Source organism: Thioclava sp. GXIMD2076 (assembly GCF_037949795.1).
GTDB classification, from domain to species: domain Bacteria; phylum Pseudomonadota; class Alphaproteobacteria; order Rhodobacterales; family Rhodobacteraceae; genus Thioclava; species Thioclava kandeliae.
Genome location: NZ_CP149933.1, coordinates 235,827 through 261,185, shown reverse-complemented (window position 1 = coordinate 261,185; position 25,359 = coordinate 235,827). Strand labels below are relative to the sequence as shown.

Genomic DNA, 25,359 nt, shown 5'->3' with positions numbered 1-25,359 from the left:
ATGGATCTTCTTTCCCAACTTGGCGACGGTTTTGCAGTCGCTCTCACATGGCAGAACCTCGCGCTTGCGCTGATGGGCTGCTTCCTCGGCACGATCATGGGCGCGCTGCCCGGTCTTGGCCCGTCGAATGGCGTGGCGATCCTGATCCCGCTGGCCTTCACGCTGGGCCTCGGGGCCACGCCCTCGCTGATCCTGCTGACCTCGGTCTATTACGGGGCGATGTATGGCGGGCGGATCTCGTCCATCTTGCTGAATATCCCGGGCGACGAGCCTGCGATGATGACCTGTCTCGACGGACACCCGATGGCCAAGAAAGGCATGGCGGGCGAGGCACTCTCGATTTCGGGCATCGCCTCCTTCGTGGGCTCTTTCTTCGCAACCTGGGGCCTCATCGTGCTGGCACCGCAGCTGGTGAAGATCGCGCTGTTGTTCGGACCTGCCGAATATTTCGCGCTCTTCGCGCTGGCCTTCATGACGCTCGGTGGTGTCAGCTCGACCAATCAGGCGAAATCCGCTTTTGCCGCGGCCCTCGGCCTTGGCCTTGCCATGATCGGCGTGGATACCCAAACGGGTGTGCCGCGCTTCACCTTCGGCGAGGTCCATCTCTATGACGGGCTCGATTTTCTCGTAGCAATTGTGGGTCTTTTCGCACTTTCGGAAGTGTTCATCTTCCTCGAAGAGCGTCACGGTGGTTCGGATGCAAAAGGCAAAGCCCTGAAAATCGGTCGCATCCTGCCGCCGATGAAGATGGTCAAGGAAACCACCCCGACCATGCTGCGCTCGACCTTCGTGGGTTTCCTCGCGGGCGTTCTGCCGGGGGCGGGTGCCTCGCTGGGCTCCTTCCTTGCCTATTCGCTCGAAAAGCGGATGTCGGATAAGAACAAGACGTTCGGTAAAGGCGATCCGCGCGGTGTGGCAGCGCCCGAGGCTGGCAACAATGCCGCAGCCGGTGGTGCGCTGGTGCCGATGCTGGCGCTGGGTGTGCCCGGCTCGGGGACGACCGCCGTGCTTCTGGCCGTGCTTCTGTCGCTCAACATCACCCCGGGTCCGCTACTATTTGCCAACAATCCCGATGTCGTCTGGGGCCTGATCGCTGCGCTCTTCATCGCGAACTTCATGCTTCTTGCACTGAATATCCCGATGGTGGGCCTGTTCACCCGTCTGCTGCTGATCCCGCCAAAGGTCCTGATGCCGGTTGTGGCTATGGTGTCCTTCGTGGGGATCTACGGGATCTCCGGCTCCAGTTTCGACCTTCTGGTAATGATCGGCTTCGGCGTGGCAGGCTGGATCCTGCGCAAGCTCGACATCCCGCTGGTCCCGATCATCCTCGGCACGCTTCTGGGAAATGCGATGGAAAATAACCTGCGCCGTGCCGTGGAAATCGACAATGGCAACTGGTTCACCCTGATCGACAGCCCTCTCTCGATCGCGCTTTGGGTGATCGCGCTCATCGGTTTCGCAATGCCGATCATCGTGGGGCGCAAGGTCAAGGCCGGTATCCACGAGCGCAAGGACGAGATCGGTTCGATCAAGGACTGACCACCGCGCGACGAGGGTCACCGGAGCGATCCGGTGGCCCTTATTCTATCCGGCGTTCACTCCGGATGCGGCCCGTTGATCAGAGCCAGAAGATCGGTGGCGGTCGTTTTGGCATTGGCACGGGGCGGGAGCGCAAGGAAAAGCGGCTCCCAATCAGGAGAGAACTGCTCCAGACGCTGGCGCAGGCGAGCCATTTCCTCGAATGAAACGCCATGACGGGCGATGAATGCGCCGAGCCGGTTGGACAGGCGCACACCGCGCGGCGTCTCAAGCCCCGACAGGGCCACGGTCCCGAGAAGGACACTCTGATATCCTTCGGCCTTGCAATGGAGACAGAGGCCCGTCAGCAGGAAGGTCGTAAAATCGCCATCGCATTCGGGAAGATAGCGGATCAGATCGACCGAGGCGCGCGATCTGGCCGAAGTCGTCCAGAACACGGCAAAGCCCACGATCCTGCCGCCCGACGAGACCAGCGCAAGCGGCATCCTGTTGAGGTAATCCGAGGAGAAATACCCAACCGAGAACCGCTTTCCGAGGCTGACGCGGCACGCGCCCCAGGCATCAGAAATCTCCCGCAACCGGGCAAGGCGCTCGGGGGAATGGGGTGGGCTGACGATCTCGAACGAGAGTTCGCTGGCGCAGGCGCGGTGATAAGCCTCACGCAATCCATGATAACGCTCCGCCTCTAGGTCGAAGCGGGAAAGGGGCAGGACGGCCTCTTCCCCCAGCCTGTGCATCGCAAGCCCCATATCCGGCCAGCGCGGCGCGGAGTTTTCACGCACCCCGTAGAAAAGAGGTTGCGCCCCTGCTGCATGGGCCGCGTCCTGGAAGGCCCAAAGCAATCCCGATATCTCGTCTTCAGAACCCACGGGTTCGTGTAACGCCACCCAGCTCCCCCTCTGAATGCGATACATTAAGAAACTATTAAAGCTATCTGAAAACATGAAGTATTTATCATTACTTAATGCGATATTGGCTTTAGGGTCCGCTTGGCCGTCGACGATCTCGGCAGCCCGTGCGAGTTCGCTACGGCCAGGCAAACCATGCTGCAAGCGGCCAGGTCTGAGGGCATAGCCGACGACCAGCAGCGCCATAACGAGAAAACTGATGAAAGCGGCACGCAAGGCGCGTGCGGCTTCTGGGACGGTCGCCCAGTCCCACCATCTGTCGCCCCCGGCGGCGCCGCTTTCATGGGCAAGGAACAGGGTCATCACGAGTGTAAGGGCAAGGCAGAACATCAGGATGCACCAGCGGGGCCCCAGAATATCCTGCGTGAGCCGCGTGCGGCGGTGGAACTCCCTCCGCGTGGCCAGCAGGATGGCGCAGGCCGCCACCAGCACCAGCGACGGACCGTAATGACCGCGATGGGGCAGGCTGGCCAGCAGCGCCACCAGCAAGGCCGCCTGTGTCATCCACCAAGCGCCCGATAGGCGGCGGAGTAGCCCATGTGCCAGCACCACGAGACAGGCGCCGATCGCGCTTGAAATCAATACGCCACCTTCGAGGAAGATCCGCGGCAGCATATTGGCCAAATCATCGACCATTGGCGCGGCGGGTGGCAGGAGAGGCAAGATCATCAACACCCCGCCAATCACAAAGGTCATGGCAGAGATTGCCAGCGGCGTCAGCGCACGACCTACCTGAAAAAGCGGCACCAGCGGCCCTGTGATCTTGTGCCGGACAAAGCGGAGTTCGCCAAGTGCCAACATCGCGAGGGCGAGCGTGAAGGGAAGGATATAATAGATAAAGCGGTAAAGAAGCAGGCCCGCCGCGATCTCCTGTGGCGGGATGGCATGGGGCAGGGCTGCCACGATGACCGTCTCGAAAACCCCCACTCCGCCCGGCACATGGGAAAGCACGCCCGCCATGACTGCCGCCGAGAAGACCGCAAGGAAAGTGGCGAAGCCGATCTGGTCCGCGGGCAGCAGGATATAGAGTGTGGCTGCCGAAAGGATTGTCTCTGCAGCCGTGAAGAAAAACTGACCGAGGGACAGTGCCGGTCCGGGCATCTGAAGCGATATGCCCCGCAGATTCACACCGGATCTGCGCCATGCCATGATGGTCAGAATGACCAGCGAGAACAGCACGAAGGCGATAGCGCCCCAGCGGATCCAGTGCGCCGGCACGGCAATCACCGCACCGAGTGCATGCGGGTGCCATGCCAAGGCGCCGAGCCCGAGCAATGTAGCACCAATCCCGAAGGAGAGTGAGCAGAAGAGCGAAATCCCCGCAATGTCAAAGGCCGAGAGCCCCATGGCGGAATAGATGCGATAGCGCACGGCACCACCCGTCACGGGACCGGCGCCGACTGTATTACCGATCGAATAGCCAAGAAAGCTTCCGGCCAACACGATAGGCAGCGGAAGCTTGCGGCCAATAAACCGCAAAGCCGACCAGTCATATCCCGCAAGCGCCGCATAGCCACCGACCGTGCATAGAAGCGCCAGCAGGATATGTGATGCGGGTGTGGCGCGGATCAGGTGTCCGACCTCGGCCATGCTGACATGTGACAGGAGTCGGTAAAGCGCGAAGGCACCTAAAGTGAACAAGGCCGCTGTAACGATATAGGGCATCGCCCCGCGCAGCCGCTTCAGCATCATCGGCATTTGCCTTCATCCGTTTGTCGTCAAGTGATGTGCCACATAAACGGCGTATGGATCAATGCCTGAAATTTCTCGAGTTGAATTACATAACTTCGGTTACCAGCAAATACCGTGGCGGTGGCCGGGGCCTCGAAAGCGGCCTGTATTCGGCCCCGTTCAGGACCCGAATACAGGCTTCTTACATCTTAAACCAGAGCCTTATAGGCCGCAGCGACATCGGCAATTTGACTGGAGCTGAACGCATCCAGCTGCGTATTTGTGAAGGATTGCAGCTGCGTATAGGATAAAGCTGCAAGATTGGTTGCAGAAAGGCCCGCAAGCCCGTCGGTGCTGATCGACGAGACATCATCTGTCGAGAATGTCGCTAAGGCGGTGTTTTTGAAAGCCGCGACCTGTTCTGCGCTGAGTTCGGCCACCTGCTCCGGTGTCAGAGCTTCTGCCTGCTCCGAAGTGAGATTGGCAATCTGCTTGGTCGACAGCCCGGCGATGGCCGAAGGATCGATGGCTGCAATCTGAGCGGTGCTCAATGCAGCGGTCTTCTCTGTCCCGAGTGCTGCGATCTGAAGTGCGTTCAGAGCCGAGATCTGGGTTGTCTCGAGTGCCGCGACCTGATCGGTTCCGAGCCCCGCAACCTGATAGAAACTCAGCCCGCCGATCTGCGCCGAAGTGAGGGCGCCGATCTGCTCGTTATCGAAACTGGCAATCACGCTTGTCGGCAATCCCGAGATAGCACTGGCCGAAATCGATGCGATATCCTCACTCGACAGCGTGCCAAGCTGGTCTGATGTCAGTGCAGACATCTGGGTGGCCGTGAGATTGGCAAGCTGCTCGGCCGTGAAGGCATCAAACTGCGCGGTGCTCAAAGACGTGATCTGGGTCGTGGTAAATCCGGCCACTGCGGTCGCCTTGAGCGCCCCGATCTGATCAGTGGAGATTGCGGCGAGCGCCGAGAGGGACAGATCATCAAGCTGGGTCGAGCTGAACGCCGCCAACTGCTCGTCCGACATTTGCGGAATCTGCGTCTCGGTGAGCGCAGCCACCTGTTTTGCGCTCATGGCCGAAATATGTGCAGTCGTCAGGTTCTCGATCTCGTCGGAGGACAGCGCCGAGATCGTGCTTGCGGGAATACCCGAGAAGGCCGTGCTGCTGATCGCAGCGATCTTATCGCTATCGAATGTCGCGAAACCTTCGGAGCTGATGGCACCGATCTGGCTGGCACTCATTGCTGCAATCTGGGTTTCGGTCAACCCCTCGATCTGGTCCGCCTCAAGACCCGAGATCTGCGTGGCAGTCAGCCCAGAGATCGCGCTGGTACTCAGTGCTTCGATCTGGTCCGCCGTCAGCGGGTCAAACGCCGAGGCATCCATTCCGCCAATCTGCGTCGAGGTCAGCGCGGCAATTTGGGTTGTGCTCAGCCCGCTGATCTGGTCGTCACGCATCGCATTCAGCTGTGCCGATTTGAGGCCTGCAATCTGCGTGGCGCTAAGACTGTCCATCTGGCTCTGGCTGAACAGCGCAATCGCATCCGCGTTGATGCCTGAGATCGCGCTCGCACTTAGCGCCTCGATCTGGTCGGCAGAGAACTGCTGTAAAGCACCGTCGCTGATCGCGCTCACCTGATCGGCTGTCAAGCCAGAGATCTGTGTCGTCGTGAGGGCCAGAATGCTTGAATCCTCCAGCGCGGCAATCTGGTCCTCTCCCAACCCCCCTATTGCGGCCGCGCTCAAGGCGCCCACCTGCTCGATGCTCAGCGAGCCCACAACTTCTTCCGTTAGCCCCGATGCCTGGGTCGCGCCAAAAGCGGCCATCTGCGTCGTCGACAGCGCGGAAACCTGCGCGCTTGACAGAGCAGCGACCTGCTTGGCGGTCAAGGCACCGATCTGGGTTGTGGTCAGTGCATCCATCTTGGCACTGTCGAAGGCCTCGATCGCATCGGTCGAAAGGGCGGTGATCGCGGCGGCGCTCAACCCGCCGATCGCATCATCCGACATCGCCTCGATCATGCCTGCCGTCAGCGCACCCGCCTGGGTTGCAGTAAAGGCCGCGACCTGATCGTCGCTGAAGGCTGCAATCTGGTCGATGGATAGAGCCTCGACCTGATCCGCCGTAAGCCCCGATACGGCAGCGGAATCGATCGCCGCAATCTGGTCGGTGCTGAAGCCTGACAACCCTTCGGCGGTAAACGCACCCATCTGGGTGGCAGAAAGCGCCTCGATCTGGTCGGCGGTCAGCGCCTCGATCTGGCTGGCCGATAGGGCCGCGATATGGGTGGCTTTCAGTGCCGCGACCTGCTTGGTGGTCAACGCTTCGACCTGCTCGCCGGTCAGCGATTGCAGCTGATCGGTGGACATCCCCGCAAGCGATGCGGCCTTGATGGACGAAATCGTCTCAGGCGATAGCGCCGCGAGGCTCTCGCCGCTCAAGGCCGCGACCTGCGTGGCGCTGATGGCCGCAAGCTGACTGCTGGTCAGCGCCTTGACCTGCGTCTCGTTCAGCCCCTCGATCTGGTCCGCCGTGAAACCGGCGATCGCCGAGGCGCTGATCGCGGCAATCTGGTCTGCCGAAAGCGCCTGCACCACATCCTCGTCCAGCGCGGCGATCTGACCAGAGGTCAGGGCACCGATCTGGTCTTCCGACAGGGCGGCGATCTGGGCGGTGCCGAGTGCCGCGATCTGGGTGGTTTTCAACCCTTTGATCTGGGTCGTGCTCAGGGCGCCAAGCTGGGTCTCATCAAGGCTCGCGATCGCTTCGGTGGACAGACCCGAAATCCCGGCCGCGCTGATCGACGAGAGCGCATCGGCGCCAAGGGATTGCACTGCCTCTGTCGAGAGAGCCGCGGTCTGGGTCGCAGTCAGCTTCGAGAGCTGCGTCTCGGTAAAGGCCGCCAGCTGGTCGGTAGACAGCGCCTCGATCTGCTCCACGCTAAGCCCAGCAATTCCTTTTGCCGACAAAGCCGCGATCTGGGTTCCGCTCAGCTGGCCGATCATTTCCGCCGAAAGCGCCCCGACCTGCGTGCCGGTCAACGCCGCGACTTGGGTCTCGCCCAGTGCCGCGACCTGATCACCGGTGAGCGCGGCGATCTGGGTCGATTTCATCGCCGCCGTCTGCGCCGCGGTCAACGCGGAGATGTGATCAGTGCTGAGGGCCGCAACCTGATCGGTGCTGAGGCCCGCAATCGCGACATTGGACAGAGCGGCGAAGCTGTCGGTGGACAGCGCTGCAAGAGTGTCCGTCGAGATATTGGCGACCTGCGCCGACGTCAGTTTCTTTAACTGCGAGTTGCTAAGCGATTCGAGCTGATCCGCGCTCACGACCTGCATCTGGGCGCTGGTCAGGCCGCTGATCGCCCCCAGAGCGATGCCGGAGAACTGCTCCGCGCTCAGAGCGGAGACGGCCTCTGTCGAGAGTGCTGCCACCTGCTTTGCCCCCAGCGCCGCGATCTGCGAACTGCCGAGCGCGCCGATCTGCTCGGTCGCGAGGCTCGAGATCTGCGTCGTATGCAGCGCCGCGATCTGCTTCGAGGTCAGGGACTGGATCTGGTCGGTGGTCAGGGACTGGAGCTGGTCCTCCGAAAGGCTCGTCAGCGAGGTCGATTTGATCGACGCGATCGCGCTTGTGGAGAGCGCGGACAGGGTCTCGGAGGGGATGGCCGCAACCTGAGAGGCGCTCAGCTTCGAGATCTGCGTGATCGTCAGCGACTGGATCTGCTCCGTGCTCATGACCCCGATCTGTGAGGTCTTCAGGCCGGAAATCGAGCCGCTCGCAATGGAGGCGACCTGACTTGTGGACATCACGGCGATGCTGTCTTGCGGCAAAGCGCTGATCTGCTTGCTCGACAGGCTCTTGATGAAGCTCGTGGGCATCGAGGCCACCTGATCGGTGGTGAAGGACGCGACCTGCGTGGTGCTCATGGCCGCGATCTGGGCGGATTTGAAGCTGCCCATCTGCTCGGCGGTCAGCGCCGAGACCGCATCCGTTTTCAACCCCGAGATGGAGGTAGTCTTGATTGCTTTCAGCGCGTTGGTCGACAGCGACGTCGCGTTGACGCCAAGTGCGCCGATCTGGGTGCTGCTGAGGGTGGCCACCTGCCCTGCGGTCAGCGCGCCGATCTGGTCGGTCGTCAGATTGGAGAACTGGTCACTGCTCAGGCCGGTGATTGCGCTGGCGGAGATATTGGCGATCTGGTCGGTGCTAAAGCCTGCAAGGATTTGTGTCGAGACGGAGCGCAGCTGTGATGCGGTCAGCGCGCTCATCCGGGCCGGATCCATCGCGGCCCATTGCTCGGCACTGAGGGCCGCGATCTGCGCGGGTTTCATCGCACGGAGTTGGGTCGCGCCGAAAGAGGCGACCTGATCGGTCGACAGGCTCTCGATCGCATCGGTGCTGATCCCGCTGACCGAGGCGTAATTCAGCGCCGCGATATCCTCGGTCGAGAACGAGGCGATGGCCTCTGCGGACATCGCGGAGAGCTGCTTGGCGGTGGCACCCGCCAGCTGCGTGGGTGTCAGAGCCTCGATCTGGTCGGTGGTCATGCCGGCGATCTGGTCGCTCGACATGGCGGCGAATTGCGAGCGGGTGAAACCCGTCATCTGCTCGTCGGAGAGGCTCGAGATCTGGGCAAGCGTCATACCCGACATGGCCGTCGAGGAAATATAGGAGAGCTGCTGGGTGCTGAGATTGGACACGACCTCCTCGCTCAACGCCGAGAGCTGGGTCGCCGAGAATGCGCTTAGTTGCGATTTCGTCAGGCTGGAGGCTACCGAACTGTCCCACGTCTTCAGGGTATCACTCGACAGAGAGCGGATCTGCGTTGCGGTCAGGGTGGAAGAATATCCGATAGCGGCCATACTGGTCTCCTCTTTTTCACGGAGACTATCGCGCAACGTACTTAAGGAGTGGTGAACCGCCGCCTTCAAATATCCTTTAGGTTTTAGAGATTTCCGATGTCTTCTTCTGATGGGATTCGCGACGGAAAGAGGCCGGACAAACGATACAAGTCCCTTGGGGCACAACCTTAACGAGATAAATCTTGGTGAACGGGGGTGTCTGTGCGACCCTGACTGCGGGGGTGGACAGCCCGAACGGGAGGTTCTCGCAATGCACACCGCGTTTCTTGCCACGATTGCGCTCTGTCTGACGACACTCTGTCTCGCGAAACCTGCGGGCGCGGGCCCGTGGATGCGCGAGAAAGGCACTGCTTTTCTGTCCTTCGGACATGAATTCGCAGGGCGGGAGGCACAATGGACCAGCCTTTATGCCGAATATGGGCTAAGCGCGCGCAATACGCTCGTGCTCGATTACGGGCGTGGCGAGAAATCCGAGGAGATCTGGCTGGGATGGCAGATCCCGCTCCTGCCGCCCGAGAGGCATCAGAAGCTGTCTCTTGGCACATGGATCGGCGAGCGAAAGCTCGATGGCGAGGGCGTTCAGATGTATGGGGTCGGGCTCAACTGGGGGATGGGCTTCACCGATCCGCTCTGGCGCAAGAATGGCTGGCTGGCCGCCGAGTTCCGCCATATGCGCGCGCCCGAGACTGTCACCTATGACCCCGCTGCCGAAGGGATCGACCCGATGACGCTCCCCGACCCGAGCCACCTGCACTCGCAGAGCTTCTCCAAGCTTGATCTGACGGTCGGCTGGCATCTACGGCAGGACTGGATGGGGTTCGGGCAACTCCTGCTTTACAAGCCCGATAATGACGATCTCTCGAGCAGCCTTGCCGTGTCTCTGGTGAAAGACTTCCGGCGCGCCCAGTTGCAGATCGGCATGGTGGCGCCGCTGGCTGATGGGCAGGAGCCAAGATTGAAACTTGCGCTCTGGTCCACATTCTAGGTGCTGGACGTTTTGCGTCTGTGTGCCTAGATCCGTCCTATGGGCGATACGGTTATTCTCATTCTCGGTGCCGCGGTCTGGGATGGCGGACAGGCCTCTCCCGCGCTGCGCAGGCGGGTGCTGCACGGACTGGCGCTCTGGCGGGAGGATCCCGCGCGCCGGATCATCTGCTGCGGCGGCCTCGGGCGCCATGCTCCGAGCGAGGCCGATGTCATGGCGCAGATCCTGCGCGCCCATGGCGTGCCGCGCGGGCGCATCACGCTCGAGGCGCGCTCGACCGATACGATCAGCAATATCGGCAACGCGCTGGCGCTCGATCCCGATCTCGCGCAGGCGCGTGTAATCGTGGTGAGCGACCGCTACCACTGCCTGCGGGCGGGGCTGATCGCACGTGGTTACGGGCTGGATGTCACCACCAGCAGCCCCGACCCTTCCGCCATCAGCCGCCGCAGCTATGCGCGGGCCTGGGCGCGCGACCGCTTCGCGCTGCTGAAAACCGGCTGGTGGTTGCTCGGGCGCCTCAGGAAGCGATGCTGAGCTCTTCCAGCAGAGCCGTAATTTCGTCCCATGCAGGGCTACGCTTGACCTCCACCACCGACAGCCCCTGCCCCAGGGTCTCGGCATAGACCACACGGTTGGCCAGCGTCGCGCCCATCAGTTGCGCCTCCAGTTCGGAGGCGGCCTGTGCGACCTCCAGCCCCAGCCGGGTGTTGCTTTTCACGCGGTTGAGCAGGATACGGGGGCTTTTCCCGCAGCGGCGTGCAAGATCAAGCACACCCTCTGTAGCCCAGAGATCGACATGGCTGCCCGCCACCGGCACGAGGATCTCGTCCGCCTCGCGCAACGCCGGACGCAGGTCGCTATCGACCTTGGGCGGCGTGTCGACGATCACCACGTCATATTCGCGTTTCAGCTTCTCGCATTCATAGCTGACACCCCAAGAGGACGAGGTTCCGAACCCCACCTGCGGGTCCTCCAACGCCTCGCGCCGTGTCATGAACCAGCGACCAAGCGAGCCTTGCGGATCGGTATCCAGAAGGGCCACACGATACCCAGCACGCACCAGTCCGATCGCCAGATTGACCGCAACGGTCGTCTTGCCTGCCCCGCCTTTTTGTTGCGCGACCGTAATCACCTTACCCAAAACGAACCTCCCCCTTGGCATCGTTCAGGCCCCATGGCCATGATGCGCCTCACAGCCTCAGGTTAAGTCCGCAGCAATCCCGGTTGCAATCGCGAAAGCAAAGGATGGCCCCTAGAACACTGCGCCAAAATGAAAAACGCCGGAAAGCTGAGCTTTCCGGCGTTTTCCATGAAATCAGTCGAACTGATTAGTCAGCCGCAGCAACTGCGATACCGACCAGCAGCAGAACCGGGATCAGGATCGCGGCGTTGGACGACGAACCTTTTTCAACAACAACCGGCTCCGGCTCAACGACCGGTGCGGTGTAGCCGCCTGCAAAAGCGGTGGAAGCCGAGAGACCGGCGACGAGTGCGAGGGTAGCGATTTTTTTCATAGTAATCTCCGTCATTACCGTAGAGAGCCGCCAAAAATGCAGCATCGTTGGCGACGATTGCACAGGCTCACGAAATTGCAAAGGGGGAATCTCAAGCCCTCCACGCGCGACTGTGATATGTGTTGCACTTTAGCACGGTTTTTTAAGGTTTTCGGCCACACCAGCCTTACCACATTGGGTATAAGGCGCGCAGTATGTTGTTTAGGCTCGAAAAACTGAAGTTTTTCACGAGAATCAGGGAACCCGATCTCTCAGGGTGACGTTCATGCGATCACGCCGAGCTCCGACAGGCTGCAAATGTCTGGCATTTACCCGACTCGGCGCGAAAAACGACTCAGTCGCGGCGTCCGAAGAGCAGAATCACCACGAAAAACAGCGCCCCGCTGACTACGATCGAGGGCCCCGCAGGGGTGTCCCAAGTCATCGAGCCCCAGATACCGCCCCCGACAGAAGCCATGCCGATGCCGGTCGCGAAGAGCGCCATCGACTCGGGACTGCGCGAAATCCGCCGCCCGGCGGCGGCCGGAATGATCAGGAGCGCAGCAATCAGGAGTGCCCCTACAATCTTGATCGCCACTGCCACCGTCAGCGCCAGCGCGACCGTCAGGACCAGTTGTTCCTTACGGGCATCGATACCGGTGGATTTGGCCAGAGCCTCGCTGACAGTGGCGGTCAGCAGGTTCTGCCAGCGCCAGACCAGAAGCCCCAGCACCACGAGGCTGCCGCCCCAGATGACCGCCAGATCCATGCGCGAGACGGCGAGGATATCGCCAAAGAGCCATGCCGACAGATCGACGCGCAGCCCGCTGATAAAGGACGCCGCCACCAGACCTATGGCCAGTGCCGCGTGGGCCAGCACGCCCAGAATGGTATCGGCGGCATAGCCACGCCCCGAGAGCCGCGCCACGGTCAGCGCCATCAAGAGCGCCATGCCCAAAGTGCCGGCATAGACCGAAATACCGAAACCCAGACTGATCGCCACACCAAGGATCGCCGCATGCGATGTCGCATCGCCGAAATAGGCCATACGCCGCCAGACGACGAATGCGCCCAGAGGGCCTGTGGCAAGACAGAGCCCCACCCCTGCCAGCACCGAGCGCAGCAGGAAATCATCAAAAATCGCCATCATCTTATGTGCTGCTCTCTGTCAGGTGGTCATGCGCGGGATGGGCCATGCAATGCCCATCCGCATCATGGTCGTGATCGTGATGGTGCTGGTAGAGCGCGAAGGCCCCGCCGGTGCCCAATCCGAACAATGCGCGGTATTCGGGCGCCTCGGAGACAATCGCGGGTGTGCCCTGACAGCAGATATGCCCGTTCAGGCAGATCACCCGATCAGAGGCGGACATCACCACATGCAGATCATGGCTGACGAGCAATACGGCACAGCCGGTCTCTCGGCGCACCTCCTCGATCAGCCTGTAGAAGGCCGCGGTCCCCGGCTGGTCGAGCCCCTGGGTCGGCTCGTCAAGGATCAGCACATCGGGCTTGGCCAGAAGCGCCCGCGCCAGAAGAACGCGCTGCAGCTGCCCGCCCGAGAGCCCCGAAAGCGGGCGCTTGCCGATATCCTCGACACCCACGCGGGCCAGAGCGGCCTGCGCGCGCGCGTTGCTGATCCGTTTGGGCAACGACAGGAAACGGCGCACAGTCAGCGGCAGGGTCGCATCGATATGCAGCTTCTGCGGCACATAGCCGATCACCAGATCCGCGGCCTTTACCACCTGCCCTGTGGCCAGCGGTGCCAGCCCGATCAGCGCTTTCACCAATGTGGATTTTCCCGAGCCGTTCGGCCCGACCACCGTGACGATCTCGCCGCGTTGAATTGTGAAATCAACCGCTTGCAGGACAAACTCATCCCCGTGCCGCACGCCCACATTCTCGGCGCGGATCAGACTGTCAGGCCGCATCGTCGGGCGCTTTCTGGGCACAGCGCGGGCACAGCCCCACCGCCTCGAGAGAGGCGCGCTCGACCTTGAAGCCGATCCCCGCCGCCGCCCTGTCCAGCTCCGCACGCACCGCCATGCCCGGAGCCTCGGCTACGGCATCGCAGCTCTCGCAGATCAGGAACACCGGCGCATGCTCCTCGCCCGCATGCAGGCAGGCGATGAAGGCATTGAGCCTGCGTATCCGGTGCACCAACCCGCTGTCACATAGGAAATCGAGCGCCCGATAGGCCACGGGCGGCTGTTTGCCATAGCCCTCATCCGCCAGACGCTCGAGCACCTCATAGGCGCCCATTGCGCGATGTTCCTCGAGCAGGATCTCCAGAACCCGCCGCCGCACGGGGGTCAGGCGCAGCTTCTGCTCGCTGACCAGCGCCTCGGCGCGCGACATCGCATGGCCGGCGCAATGGTGGTGGTCATGGGCCTCGAAAGCATTGGCGGTCTCGTTGTGCGGATGGGGCATGTTATAGCATCACATTCCTGCTTGACTTGTTAGGCTATTACATAAACAACACGGCCCGTGAAAACAAGTTTGTCCGGAAGGAACCACCCATGACCCGTATGACGCTTCGCTTGGCCGCGACCCTTGGTGCCGTGACGGTCCTGCCCGCATTGGCGCAGGCCGATGTCCCTGCCGTCGTGACCGGCACACCGGTCGTCCAATCGCTTGTGGCGCAGGTCATGGGAGATCTGGGCGCGCCGGATGTGCTGCTCGACAAGGGCGCCGATCCGCATAGCTTCCAGCTGCGCCCGAGTCAGGCTCGCAGCCTGCAGAATGCCGATCTGGTGTTCTGGATCGGGCCGGAGCTGACCCCGTGGCTGGACCGCGCCATCGACACTCTGGGCAGCGCGACCGCAATTTCGCTCCTACATGCCGACGGCACGATCCAGCAGCAATTCGCAACCCCGGAACTGGTGCCGGATGAGGACGCGCATGATCACGACGCGGAGCATGGCGACGAGGCGCACGATCACGAAGACCATGACCACGACCATGATGCGGCCCATGCAGAGCATGAGCATGCGGACGAACACGGGGAAGAGCATCACCATCATTCCGGCCTCGATCCCCATGCGTGGCTGAACCCCGATAATGCCGAGATCTGGCTGGATATCATCGCCAAGGACCTGTCTGAACAGGACCCCGAAAACGCCCAGACCTATGCCGCCAATGCCAAGGCGGCGATCGCAAGGCTCAAAGAGCTTGATGCGGATCTGGCCAACCAGCTTGCGCCCGCCAAAGACAAACCCTTTGTCGTTTTTCATGCCGCTTATGGCTATCTGGCCCAGCATTACGGGCTCGAAATCGCGGGCAGCGTCAATGCGGGTGATGCCGCAACCTCGGGGGCCGCGCATCTGCAGGAATTGCACGACGCCTTTGCCGCAGGTCATATCACCTGCGCCTTCCCCGAAGCGCAGCATGACCCCAAGCAGATCCAGATCCTGCTTGATGGCACGGATGTGAAGCTTGGTGGTGCGCTCGACCCGTCGGGCAGCTCGCTCGATTATGGTCCGGATCTCTATGCCACCCTGATGTCGGATCTGGCGGATACGCTGAGCGATTGCCTCGTGGCGGAGTAAGGCCTTGCCCCCGCGTCCTGCCCATGTTTTCTAGGGCAGGATCAAGGAGGACGGTATGACGGCATGGCTGGCGGGCGCATTGGATGGCGCCCGACTACATCTTTGGGACGATCAGGCCCAGACACCGCGGATCAGGGCGCTCGACGGTGCCGATGCGCAAACGGTGATCGCGCAGGAAATGGACCGGCTCGGGGCCGAGCGGGCGGCGCTTGCGGGCGCGGAGGGGGCGGTGCTGCGCATCCCGTGCAAACCCGCGCGGCCCGAGGGACCGGCCCATCAGTTGCGGCTCCTCCCCAAGCTGGTGCAGGACCATCCCGCCTGCGAGGTCACGCCGCGCGAGGTCGCGCTGATTGCTGGCCTTCTGAAAGCGCGTCCGCAATTCGACGGGGTTGTCGCCATCACCGGAGAGACCACGCTCTGGGCGCAGATCTCGGCGGAAGAGGTGGTTTCGATCACCCGCACCGCGACGGGACGGCTTTTCGCGGCGCTTGGCGGGGGCCACCCCCTGCCCCCCGATGCCGCGTTCGAGACCGCACTCTCCGAGACCCGTGCCCGCCCCGAGCGACTGATGCGCGAGCTGGCGCAGCCCATGCCCAAGGCGCAAAGCCTGCTGGGCGCGCTGATCGGCGCCGAGCTGTGCGATACCAAACCATGGTGGCTCGGGCAGCAGGTTCTGGCCTTCGGGCCTTTCGCAACCGCGCTGAGTCATGCATTGTCGCTACAGGGTGTCGCCGCCACCGAAGGAGCCGCCGAACAGGCGGTTCTGGCAGGGCTGCGTAGCTATCTGGAATGAACGGATCCCCGAAATGACAACCTTGCCGCCGCTGGCGCGTATCCTGTCCGAGAATGCCGCCCAGTTGGGGCTCAGCCGTCCTGCGGCGCTCTGTCTGGGCGCAATCTGGCGCGCGGCCCAGAACCCTTCGGCGGAGGATCTGGTGACCATGCTCGGGATCTCGCGCTCCAATGTCTCGACCGCGCTGAAGGAGCTGCGCGAGATCGGGCTGGTTCAGCAGGCCCGTAGCCCCGGTTCGCGCAGGGATTTCTATGTGGCCGATGCTGATCCTTGGGCGCTTCTGCGCAAGATGATGATCGAGCGCCAGCGCAAGACCTTCGAGCCGCTGGCCGAAGCACTGACTGCCGCTTCAGGCGAGGATATGCGCCTGCCGGAACTTGCCGGGGTTGCTGCACAGATGAACGCCTGGCTGCGCAAGCTGACCGCACTCGACCCCGAGATGCTGTCCAAAGTCACAGCAGCCGATCCCGAAAAGGCGCTGAAGAAAAAGAAGAAATCTTGATCGGCTCAGCCATTTAATAGGTGCCGAAATCATTATAGGGAGTGTCAAGCGCGATACAGGCATAAGCCTCGAGAAGCGCCTGACGCGTCTGGTCCGTTTCTTCGACAAAGCGGAAGTCCATTGCCCGTATACGGGCCTTCGCCGCGCTGAAGGCCTCTGCATAATCGGGCCGCAAGATCAGATCCGCACGACCTTCGCCTTTGCGGTAGCTGGCTTTGTGCCCGACCGATTCAGCCATCAATTTCCATGCAAAAGAAGCTTGGTTATGGCGTGCAGCTGGCCCGCAATGAAGACGATATCGATACGATATACGGTTCGAGCGCCCAACATATAGCGGACGATCGGCTTCGCTGAATAGGTAAACACCACTGCGCGGCGTACCCTGATGAGACGGGGCGACACCCCGCAGGGGCTGCATCGCCATCAGTCGTTCAAAAGACGGATGCAGTTCCTCGATAGCAGAAGAAAATCGTGGATGCATCGCTATCTCCTCCGCGCTTTACATAAAGCGACGGGGCCACGCGGGCCCCGTCTTGATCAGCGGTCGGTCTGGATATCGAAGCCCAGATGTTTCGCCACGGCGAAGATGTCCTTATCGCCACGCCCGCACATATTCATCACGATGATATGGTCCTTGGGCAGGGTCGGTGCGAGCTTGATCACATGACCCAAAGCGTGGCTGGGCTCAAGTGCGGGGATGATCCCTTCGGTCCGGCAGGAGAACTGGAACGCCTCGAGCGCCTCCTTGTCGGTGATCGAGACATATTTCGCGCGGCCGATATCATGCAGCCAGGCATGTTCCGGACCGATGCCCGGATAGTCCAGCCCTGCCGAGATCGAATGGCCCTCGAGGATCTGGCCATCATCATCCTGCAAAAGATAGGTGCGGTTGCCATGCAGCACGCCCGGACGTCCGCCGGTGAGCGAGGCGCAATGCTCCATCTTCTCGTCAACGCCATGGCCACCGGCCTCGACGCCGATGATATTGACCGATGCGTCATCAAGGAAGGGGTAGAACAGGCCCATCGCGTTCGAGCCACCGCCAATGGCCGCGATCACGGTATCGGGCAGACGGCCCTCGCCCTCCTGCTCGGGCAGTTGCCAACGCACTTCCTTACCGATGATGGACTGGAAATCGCGTACCATCGCGGGATAGGGATGCGGGCCAGCGACGGTGCCAATGCAATAGAACGTGTCGCGCACATTGGTCACCCAGTCGCGCAGTGCATCGTTCATCGCGTCTTTCAGCGTGCCGCGGCCCGAGGTGACGGGGACCACTTCGGCCCCCAGAAGACGCATACGGAAGACGTTGGGTGCCTGACGCTCGACATCGGTCGCGCCCATGTAAACGACGCATTTCAGGCCGAATTTGGCGCAGACTGTGGCCGTTGCCACACCATGCTGACCGGCACCCGTTTCCGCAATAATACGGGTCTTGCCCATGCGGCGCGCCAGAAGGATCTGGCCCAGCACGTTGTTGATCTTATGGGCACCGGTATGGTTCAGCTCGTCGCGTTTGAGGTAGATCTTCGCGCCGCCCAGCTCTTCGGTCATGCGGGGCGCGAAATAGAGAGGCGACGGGCGGCCAACGTAATTCTTCCACAGATCGTCCATCTCGGCCCAGAAGGTCGGGTCCACCTTGGCGCGCTCGTATTCGGCCTCGAGATCGAGGATCAGCGGCATCAGCGTCTCGGACACGAAGCGCCCGCCGAAAATTCCGAACCGGCCATTGTCATCCGGCACATTCATGAAGCTGTTGATCAGATCGTCGGCCATGGACCTCTCCCTTATGTTTGCTCCCGTTTAGCGCCGGATGGCGCGAAGATAAAGCGCCGCGTGACATGGGCAATAAAAACGGCGCGAGGTTGCCCCCGCGCCGCTTGTTTGTGGATGCTGTCGGATCACTTCTGATCGGGCAGCGCGTAGGCGATCACATAATCCCCGCGGTCAGGCGACTGGCGTGCGCCACCGGCCGAGATGAGGATATATTGCTTGCCGGTCTCGGGCGAGACATAGGAGATCGGGGTGCCCTGGCTGCCAACGGGCATACGGGCTTTCCAGATTTCCTTACCCGTCGCGCTGTCAAATGCGCGCAGATAGTAATCCTGCGTGGCGGCAAAGAACACGAGGCCGCCTTGGGTCGTCAGTGAGCCACCGATGGTCGGCATGCCGATGGGCATGGGCATGCCCATCTTCATCCCGAAGAGCACGGTGTCCTTGACGGTGCCCAGCGGCACTTCCCAGTTCACTTTCTGGGTCTTCATATCGACCGAGGTGAGCGAACCGAAGGGCGGCTCCTGACACGGAATCCCCAGAGGCGAGAGGAAGCGGTTCTTCATCACCGAATAAGGAGTGCCCTTGAGCGGCACGGCACCCATGCCCGCGTTCACGGCTTCCGAGCCGTTCGACGCCGCCGCCTGACGTTCCTGCGGCTCCATATGGACCCAGAGACCCAGACGCATGTCGTTGATATACATAGTGTCTGCGGTCGGATCATAGGAGACGCCGCCCCAGTTCATGCCACCCAGCGATCCCGGGAAAGACAGCGAATAATCGGTGCCCGGCGCGGTAAAGAGACCCTCGTAGCGATAGCCCTTAAAGATATAGCGGCACATCAGCTGGTCGAAGGGGGTAGCGCCCCACATATCGGCCTCGGTCAGGGTCTGCGCCCCGATCTGCGGCATGCCCGAAGACACTGGCTGTTCCAGCGCATAGGGCTCGTCGGGGATGCCTGCGCCCTTCACGGTTTTGGTGGTGACATCGGTCAGCGGCTTGCCGGTTACACGGTCAAGCACCCAGATCTGGCCCGCTTTGGTCCCGAAGGTCAGCGCGGGCGTGCCCTTGAAGTCGATCAGCGTCGGCTGCATCGGCACGTCGAAATCCCACAGGTCGTGATGGACGGTCTGATAGACCCATTTCTCGGCACCAGTGGTCGCATCGAGCGCCAGCATGGAGGCGCCGTATTTCTCGTCTTCCGGCGTGCGTTCCACACCCCAGAGGTCGATTGCGGCATTGCCCACCGGCATGAAGACGGTGTTCGAGGACGCATCATAGGTCATCGGCGCCCAGACGTTGGGGGTCGAACGGGTGAAAGCGGTTTCATCCGTCATCGGCCCTTCGATGGTCTGTCCCTTGGCACCCGGGTCAAAGGCCCAACGCATCGCACCCGTCATGACGTCGAAGCCACGCATCACACCGCCCGGCATGTCGATGGCGACGTTATCGGCCACACGGCCCCCGACCACGATGGTCGTGCCCGCGATCACCGGCGGCGAGGTCAGCGAGTAGAGCGGGCCCTGTGCCGCGCCCAGACCCTGCTTCAGATCGACCTTACCCTCGGTGCCGAAGCCCTCGCAGAGCGCGCCCGTATCGGCATCAAGCGCCACCAGAACCGCGTCGATCGTGTTCATCACGATGCGGCGTTGGCAGTTGGTGGCCCCCTCCGGCAGAACGGCCGGCAGAATCTGCGTCGCGTTCGGTGCGGTCGGCTGCTGGATCGGCGCGGTGGCGTCGAAATAGCCCAAGCCACGGCAGCGCACCCAAGTGCGGGTATCGGTCGGGAATTCGTGGCGCCAGTTTTCCTCACCCGTATCGACATTGACCGAAATCACGGTATTGGAGGCGGTGCACAGATAGATCTGGTTCCCGATCTGCAAGGGCGTGTTCTGGTCTTCCAGACCACCACCATTGGGGCTATTGGGGATTTCACCGGTACGGAAGGTCCACGCAACCTGCAGGTCTTTCACGTTGTCGCGGTTGATCTGGTCGAGTGACGCGAAGCGGTCCTCGTTGCCATCCGAACCATAGCTGGACCAGTCGAGCTGACGGGTAGCATCTGTCACCGGCACCTGACCGGTCGCGGCCACCGAATTATGGATGCCATGCGGCTGGAACATGCCCCAGACCAGACCGATGATCGCGATCAGCGCGACCACGGCCACACCCAGATTGGGCGCGGTCAGCGGCTTGCGGCCCGCGCGTTTCAGCGCCAGCGGTTGCACCAGCATCAGCACGAAGAAGGCGCAGAGGAAGGTGAAGATACGCGCATGCAGCGCCCAGAAGTCGAGGCCGGCTTCCCAGAAGGCCCAGAGGATGGTCAGGGCGAAGGCGATGGTATAGACCAGTGCGCCTTTCGAGCCGCCACGCGCCAGTTCGATACCGGTGACGAGGACGGCCAGCCCCATGAGGAGATAGTACCAGCTGCCGCCGCGCGAGATCAGCATAGCGCCACCGATGGCAAGGCCGAGGCCCGCGACGGCGAATGCAACCCCGAGCACGATCAGAAGGGCCTTGGCCCAAGCCGATACGGAGGTGTTCGTGTCAGTCATTGATCAGGTTTCCCTTAGGAGGAGGTCGGAACCCGCGCGCCCTTCCCGTCTTCCCACCAGCCCCGATGAAAGCTGTGACAAAATGCCATCGTGCAAATCCGCGAAAGATCACGCTGTGTAACAATGGCGCTAGTTAACAGCTTTGTGCATCCGGTCCAGATTTGTTATCCGATGAAACAATTCGGATAATCCGATCAATCTGTCAGCGCCTTGACACCTTCATAGAGCAGATCACTCAGCGCCTTGGCCTCGACGGGCGGGTGGTCGACATTGCCCAGCATCAGATCGAGCCGCACATAGCGGCGGTGATCGACCTCTGTTTCGAGCGCGATCAGGCGCTTGGCCGCCAGTTCCTCTTGCACCTTGTGCAGCGGCAACCAGCCGAAACAGACCCCCTGCCGCACCGCCTCGATCGCACTTTCCACCCCCGAGACATACCAGATCCGGCCTTCGGTCACTGGGGGCTCGGGGCGTTCGTTATCGCGTTCACGCACGATCACCCGCAAATAGCGCACAAGATCGTTGTGGCGCAGGGCACCTTTGGCCTGCGCCAGAGGATGGTCTGGCCGGGCCACGGGTGCCATCAGCACCTCGTAGAGCGGGCGCCCTTCCATGCGGCGCGGATCGGGCAGACAGATCGCCAGATCGAACCTCTGATCCTCGAGCGCCGAGGCATAGGTCCGCTCGACCTCGCGCAGATCGATCCGCGTTTCGGGATAGCGCGCGATCACCTGCGAGATGGCCTGCATCAGGAGCGGCTTTGGGAAAAGGCTATCGACAACGATGCGCAGATCACGCTCCGCTTTGCCCGCGATCTCGGCCGCGCGGGCCTCGATCCGGCGCATATCCTCCAGCACCGGCAGGATCTCGGCCAGCAGCACCTTGCCGGTCTGTGTCAGCACGGCCCGCCTGCCCTGCACCTCCATGATTGTCACGCCCAGATTGTCCTGCAGCTTCGAGATGGCATAGCTGACCGAAGACTGGCTGCGTGACAGGATATGCGCGGCATCGGCAAAATTCCCGCATTTCACAACAGTTTGGAGAACGCTCCATTGCTCGAGCGTTGAACGCGGGATGGAATAGCTCATGCGGGGCCTGCTGGTTGCGCGGTCGACATGCCGCCGGACTGTCGCCACGGCAATCTAGCGTCCTCTGGCCGGATCGCAAGACCGGTTTCAGCACGCATGACGCCCATCAAAAAGCCCCCGCTTTCTGGAAAGCGGGGGCGGGATAACGTGCGGGCGGTTAGCGCAGGATGCGGCCGATCCGCGCGATGCCCTCGTCGATCTGTTCGTCGCTGGCACAGGAATAGCTCAGCCGCAGCGTGTTCTGGCCTGAACCATCGGCATGGAACGCCCCGCCCGGAACAAAGGCCACCTTCTCGTCGCGCACGGCTTTCGCCAGAAGCTCGGCGCCGTTCAGCTTGGGGTCGAATGTCAGCCAGATGAACATACCGCCCTCGGGGCGGGTGAAGCTGACCGAAGCCGGCATCTCGCGCTCGAGCGCGGCAATCATCCGATCGCGGCGGGAGGCATAGACTGCTTTGATCTTGGCCACATGCTCGTGGAAGATCGCGCGGGCAACATGGTTGGTCACGATCTGGTTGAGGGTCGGCGAATGCAGATCGGCGGCCTGTTTCATCAGCACCAACCGGTCGATCACAGGCTTGGCCGCCACGACCCAGCCCACCCGCAGGCCCGGTGCCAGGGTCTTCGAGAAGGAACCGCAATAGATCGTGCGGGTATTCTCGATGCCGCCTTTACGCTCGATATCGAGTGCGAGAATCGGAGGGATCGCCTCGCCATCGAAGCGCAGGTTCTGATAAGCGCCATCCTCGATGATCGCGCAATCGAGCGCCTCGGTCTGATCGAGCACACGCTCGCGGCCCTCGCGCGGGATGGTCTCGCCGGTGGGGTTGGCGAAATCGGCCGAGAGATAGGCGAACTTCACCTCGCCGCCGGCGGCTTTGGCCTCGGCTTTCAGCGTCTCGGGGTCGATATTCGACATCGGATCGAGCGGGATGTAGCGCGGCTCATAGGCATTGAACGCACCGAGCGCCCCCAGATAGGTCGGGCGCATCACGGCGGCAGTATCGTTCTCGGTCAGCATCAGCTTGCCAAGATAGTCGAGCGCCTGCTGCGAGCCGGAGGTGATCATGATATTATCGACCGCGCAAGGCACGCCGATCTTCTCCATCTCGCCCACCAGCCATTCGCGCAGCGGACGGTAACCTTCGGAGACCGAATATTGCAGCGCCGCATGGCCGTTATTATCGGCCATCGTCGCGGCAAAGGCGTCGGAATAGGCTGTGCTCGGGAACAGGGTCGGGTCGGGAATGCCGCCCGCGAAGGAAATGATATCGGGCTGGTCGAGAAGTTTCAGCAGCTCCCGGATCTCCGAGGCTTTCATCCGGCCCGCGCGGCGTGCGAGCACTTTCGTCCAGTCCATTTTACGTCTCCTGCGTCTCGTCCGGGCGCGCTCTGCCCTTACAGGCCGCCCTTTTTCACTTAATACCCTTCGGGTCCGTGCAGCGTTAGCGCCTAACGTAACCCTTCGCAAGACGGGCAAAGGTGAGATGATGCACAGAAAACCTACGCATCGGTCATAAAAACGAGAGCAATATTACAAACAGGGCGCCACGGACGCAAAATAATTTCCACGTCCGCAGCTTTGGGTTGATCAGGCCTCGCTTGGCTCGGGGATATAGAGCGCCCCGCCCTCGCGGAATTTCTCGGCCATTTTGTCCATGCCCTCCTGCCGCTGCGCCTCGGCGCGGATGTCATGGCTGATCTTCATCGAACAGAATTTCGGCCCGCACATCGAGCAGAAATGCGCGACCTTATGGGCCTCGGCCGGCATGGTCTCGTCATGCATGGACCGCGCGGTATCGGGATCGAGCCCGATATTGAACTGGTCCTCCCAGCGGAACTCGAAGCGCGCACGGCTGATCGCGTCATCGCGCCGCTGCGCACCCGGATGGCCCTTGGCAAGATCGGCGGCATGGGCCGCGAGCTTATAGGTGATCACGCCCGTTTTCACATCGTCACGGTCGGGCAGGCCCAGATGCTCTTTCGGCGTCACATAGCACAGCATCGCGGTGCCGAACCAACCGATCATCGCGGCGCCAATGGCCGAGGTAATATGGTCATATCCCGGTGCGATATCGGTGGTCAGCGGTCCGAGCGTGTAGAAAGGCGCCTCGTGGCAGTGCTTGAGCTGCTCGTCCATATTGGCCTTGATCTTGTGCATGGCCACATGGCCCGGCCCTTCGATCATCACCTGACAGTCCTTGGCCCATGCGATCTTGGTGAGTTCCCCCAGCGTGTGCAGCTCGGCGAATTGCGCCTCGTCATTGGCATCGGCAATCGAACCGGGGCGCAGACCATCACCCAAGCTAAAGCTCACATCATAGCGGCGGCAGATATCGCAGATTTCCTCGAAATGCTCGTAGAGGAAGCTCTCGCGGTGATGGTGCAGGCACCATTTCGCCATGATCGAGCCGCCGCGCGAGACAATGCCCGTGACGCGTTTGGCAGTCATCGGGATCATATGCAGCCGCACGCCCGCATGGATGGTGAAGTAATCCACCCCCTGTTCGGCCTGTTCGATCAGCGTGTCGCGGAAGATCTCCCATGTGAGATCCTCGGCCACGCCGCCCACCTTCTCGAGCGCCTGATAGAGCGGCACCGTGCCGATCGGCACCGGCGAGTTGCGGATGATCCAGTCGCGGATATTGTGGATATTGCGCCCAGTCGAGAGGTCCATGACCGTATCGGCGCCCCAGCGGATCGCCCAGACCATCTTCTCGACCTCTTCCTCCATCGAGGAGGTCACCGCCGAATTGCCGATATTGGCGTTGATCTTCACCTTGAAATTGCGCCCGATGATCATCGGCTCCAGCTCGCGGTGGTTGATATTGGCGGGGATGATCGCGCGGCCCTCGGCAATCTCGGTCCGCACGAATTCGGGCGTCACCAGATCGGGGAGGGTCGCGCCCATCGGATCGCCGTCGCGGGTATAGGCGGCCATACGGCCCTCGTTCTCGCGGATGGCCACGAATTCCATCTCGGGGGTGATGATGCCTGCGCGCGCATAGGCCAGCTGCGTCACCGCGCGGTCACCCACGGCCCGCAGTGGCGGGCGCTGCACGGGGAACGGCGCTACCAGACGGTCGCCCTTGGCAAAACCGTTATCGGCATCGGTAATGGCGCGGCCCTCGTATTCCTCGATCTCGCCGCGTGCCTGCAGCCAGCCGCCACGGGTCTCGGGCAGGCCTTTGGCGATGTCGATCCGGGCGGCCGGATCGGTATAGGGCCCCGAACTGTCATAGACACAGAGCGCCTCTTCATTCGAGATCTCGATCTCGCGCATGGGCACGCGCAGCGCGTGGATATTGCCTTCCTTATGCACCTTGCGCGAACCAATCAACGCACCTGTGGTGATGGTTGGGATGATGTCTTTCATGTCGGTCTCCTCTTACGAAAAGACCCAACCAAAAACTGCGAGGGAATAGGCCACAGCTGACCCGGAAATGGGCCAGAGCGGCCCGAAAGGACCGCCCATGAGACATGGATGCGGAATTGCCCTTCGGTCTTCCTACGCCAGCATCAACTGGGTCAGGTTCAAAGGGTCGCGTCACCGGAATTTCTTCCAATCAGCCTCTCAGTCCCTTGGGCGGGACTCCCCTGACGTGGGTGCAGACTTGCCGAAAATCGAGGCGG

General features: G+C 61.8%; 19 protein-coding genes and 1 riboswitch. Of the genes, 6 read left to right on the top strand and 13 right to left on the bottom strand.

Going from position 1 to position 25,359, the window contains the following annotated elements:
• Entirely contained in the window at positions 1-1,539 is a 1,539-nt protein-coding gene (locus WDB91_RS15110) for a tripartite tricarboxylate transporter permease (RefSeq protein ID WP_339115027.1), read from the top strand.
• Positions 1,540-1,595: 56 nt separating this feature from the next.
• Here the strand turns inward: WDB91_RS15110 and mprF are convergent, their stop codons facing one another.
• Both mprF and WDB91_RS15100 read right to left on the bottom strand, forming a co-directional pair.
• A complete protein-coding gene (mprF, locus tag WDB91_RS15105) occupies positions 1,596-4,145 on the bottom strand; it encodes a bifunctional lysylphosphatidylglycerol flippase/synthetase MprF (protein ID WP_339115026.1) in 2,550 nt (849 codons plus the stop codon).
• A 182-nt stretch (positions 4,146-4,327) separates the two neighbouring features.
• Positions 4,328-8,989 carry a hypothetical protein gene (locus WDB91_RS15100; RefSeq protein ID WP_339115025.1) on the bottom strand — a complete coding sequence of 1,554 codons (4,662 nt, stop codon included), beginning with the start codon at positions 8,987-8,989 and terminating at the stop codon, positions 4,328-4,330.
• Between the two features lie 250 nt (positions 8,990-9,239).
• On the opposite strand from WDB91_RS15100, the gene WDB91_RS15095 reads away from it, so the two are divergent.
• Positions 9,240-9,974, top strand: coding sequence for a hypothetical protein (locus WDB91_RS15095; RefSeq protein ID WP_339115024.1), 735 nt, complete (start codon positions 9,240-9,242; stop codon positions 9,972-9,974).
• Positions 9,975-10,013: 39 nt separating this feature from the next.
• On the top strand, positions 10,014-10,511 hold the full coding sequence (locus WDB91_RS15090; protein ID WP_339115023.1) for a YdcF family protein: 498 nt from the start codon (positions 10,014-10,016) through the stop codon (positions 10,509-10,511).
• Here WDB91_RS15090 and parA read toward each other — a convergent pair.
• The 5 genes from parA to WDB91_RS15065 all read right to left on the bottom strand — a co-directional run bounded on the left by parA (position 10,495) and on the right by WDB91_RS15065 (position 13,897).
• The gene (gene parA, locus WDB91_RS15085; protein ID WP_339115022.1) at positions 10,495-11,118 is read right to left on the bottom strand and encodes a ParA family partition ATPase; all 624 of its coding nucleotides are present in this window, start codon (positions 11,116-11,118) and stop codon (positions 10,495-10,497) included. The genes WDB91_RS15090 and parA overlap by 17 nt on opposite strands.
• 187 nt (positions 11,119-11,305) lie before the next feature.
• On the bottom strand, positions 11,306-11,491 hold the full coding sequence (locus WDB91_RS15080; protein ID WP_339115021.1) for a hypothetical protein: 186 nt from the start codon (positions 11,489-11,491) through the stop codon (positions 11,306-11,308).
• Between the two features lie 334 nt (positions 11,492-11,825).
• Positions 11,826-12,611 carry a metal ABC transporter permease gene (locus WDB91_RS15075; RefSeq protein WP_339115105.1) on the bottom strand — a complete coding sequence of 262 codons (786 nt, stop codon included), beginning with the start codon at positions 12,609-12,611 and terminating at the stop codon, positions 11,826-11,828.
• Between the two features lie 10 nt (positions 12,612-12,621).
• Entirely contained in the window at positions 12,622-13,398 is a 777-nt protein-coding gene (locus WDB91_RS15070) for a metal ABC transporter ATP-binding protein (RefSeq protein ID WP_339115020.1), read from the bottom strand.
• Entirely contained in the window at positions 13,388-13,897 is a 510-nt protein-coding gene (locus WDB91_RS15065; RefSeq protein WP_339115019.1) for a Fur family transcriptional regulator, read from the bottom strand. The genes WDB91_RS15070 and WDB91_RS15065 overlap by 11 nt, the downstream gene beginning before the upstream one ends.
• An 89-nt stretch (positions 13,898-13,986) precedes the next feature.
• Between WDB91_RS15065 and WDB91_RS15060 the strand changes: the two genes are divergently transcribed.
• From WDB91_RS15060 to WDB91_RS15050, 3 genes are read left to right on the top strand one after another with little or no spacing between them, the layout of a single operon-like run.
• A complete protein-coding gene (locus tag WDB91_RS15060) occupies positions 13,987-15,015 on the top strand; it encodes a zinc ABC transporter substrate-binding protein (RefSeq protein ID WP_339115018.1) in 1,029 nt (342 codons plus the stop codon).
• A 55-nt stretch (positions 15,016-15,070) separates the two neighbouring features.
• Entirely contained in the window at positions 15,071-15,808 is a 738-nt protein-coding gene (locus WDB91_RS15055) for a 2-dehydro-3-deoxygalactonokinase (protein ID WP_339115017.1), read from the top strand.
• 13 nt (positions 15,809-15,821) lie between these two features.
• Positions 15,822-16,310, top strand: coding sequence for a MarR family transcriptional regulator (locus tag WDB91_RS15050; protein WP_339115016.1), 489 nt, complete (start codon positions 15,822-15,824; stop codon positions 16,308-16,310).
• 13 nt (positions 16,311-16,323) lie between these two features.
• Here WDB91_RS15050 and WDB91_RS15045 read toward each other — a convergent pair whose 3' ends face one another.
• From WDB91_RS15045 to thiC, 6 genes are all read right to left on the bottom strand, one after another.
• Positions 16,324-16,548, bottom strand: coding sequence for a hypothetical protein (locus tag WDB91_RS15045; protein WP_339115015.1), 225 nt, complete (start codon positions 16,546-16,548; stop codon positions 16,324-16,326).
• A 299-nt stretch (positions 16,549-16,847) separates the two neighbouring features.
• Positions 16,848-18,086 (bottom strand): tryptophan synthase subunit beta, encoded by a 1,239-nt coding sequence (gene trpB / locus WDB91_RS15040; RefSeq protein ID WP_339115014.1) that lies wholly within the window; start codon positions 18,084-18,086, stop codon positions 16,848-16,850.
• Between the two features lie 125 nt (positions 18,087-18,211).
• Positions 18,212-20,638, bottom strand: a complete 2,427-nt coding sequence (locus WDB91_RS15035) for a membrane-bound PQQ-dependent dehydrogenase, glucose/quinate/shikimate family (RefSeq protein WP_339115013.1) — start codon at positions 20,636-20,638, stop codon at positions 18,212-18,214.
• Positions 20,639-20,832: 194 nt separating this feature from the next.
• Positions 20,833-21,726, bottom strand: a complete 894-nt coding sequence (locus WDB91_RS15030; protein ID WP_339115012.1) for a LysR family transcriptional regulator — start codon at positions 21,724-21,726, stop codon at positions 20,833-20,835.
• Positions 21,727-21,883: 157 nt separating this feature from the next.
• Positions 21,884-23,086, bottom strand: coding sequence for a PLP-dependent aminotransferase family protein (locus WDB91_RS15025; RefSeq protein ID WP_339115011.1), 1,203 nt, complete (start codon positions 23,084-23,086; stop codon positions 21,884-21,886).
• Positions 23,087-23,317: 231 nt separating this feature from the next.
• Positions 23,318-25,102: a phosphomethylpyrimidine synthase ThiC gene (thiC, locus tag WDB91_RS15020; RefSeq protein ID WP_339115010.1), complete on the bottom strand. Its 1,785-nt coding sequence runs from the start codon at positions 25,100-25,102 to the stop codon at positions 23,318-23,320.
• Between the two features lie 112 nt (positions 25,103-25,214).
• Positions 25,215-25,335, bottom strand: a riboswitch (TPP riboswitch).
• Positions 25,336-25,359: the final 24 nt, after the last annotated feature.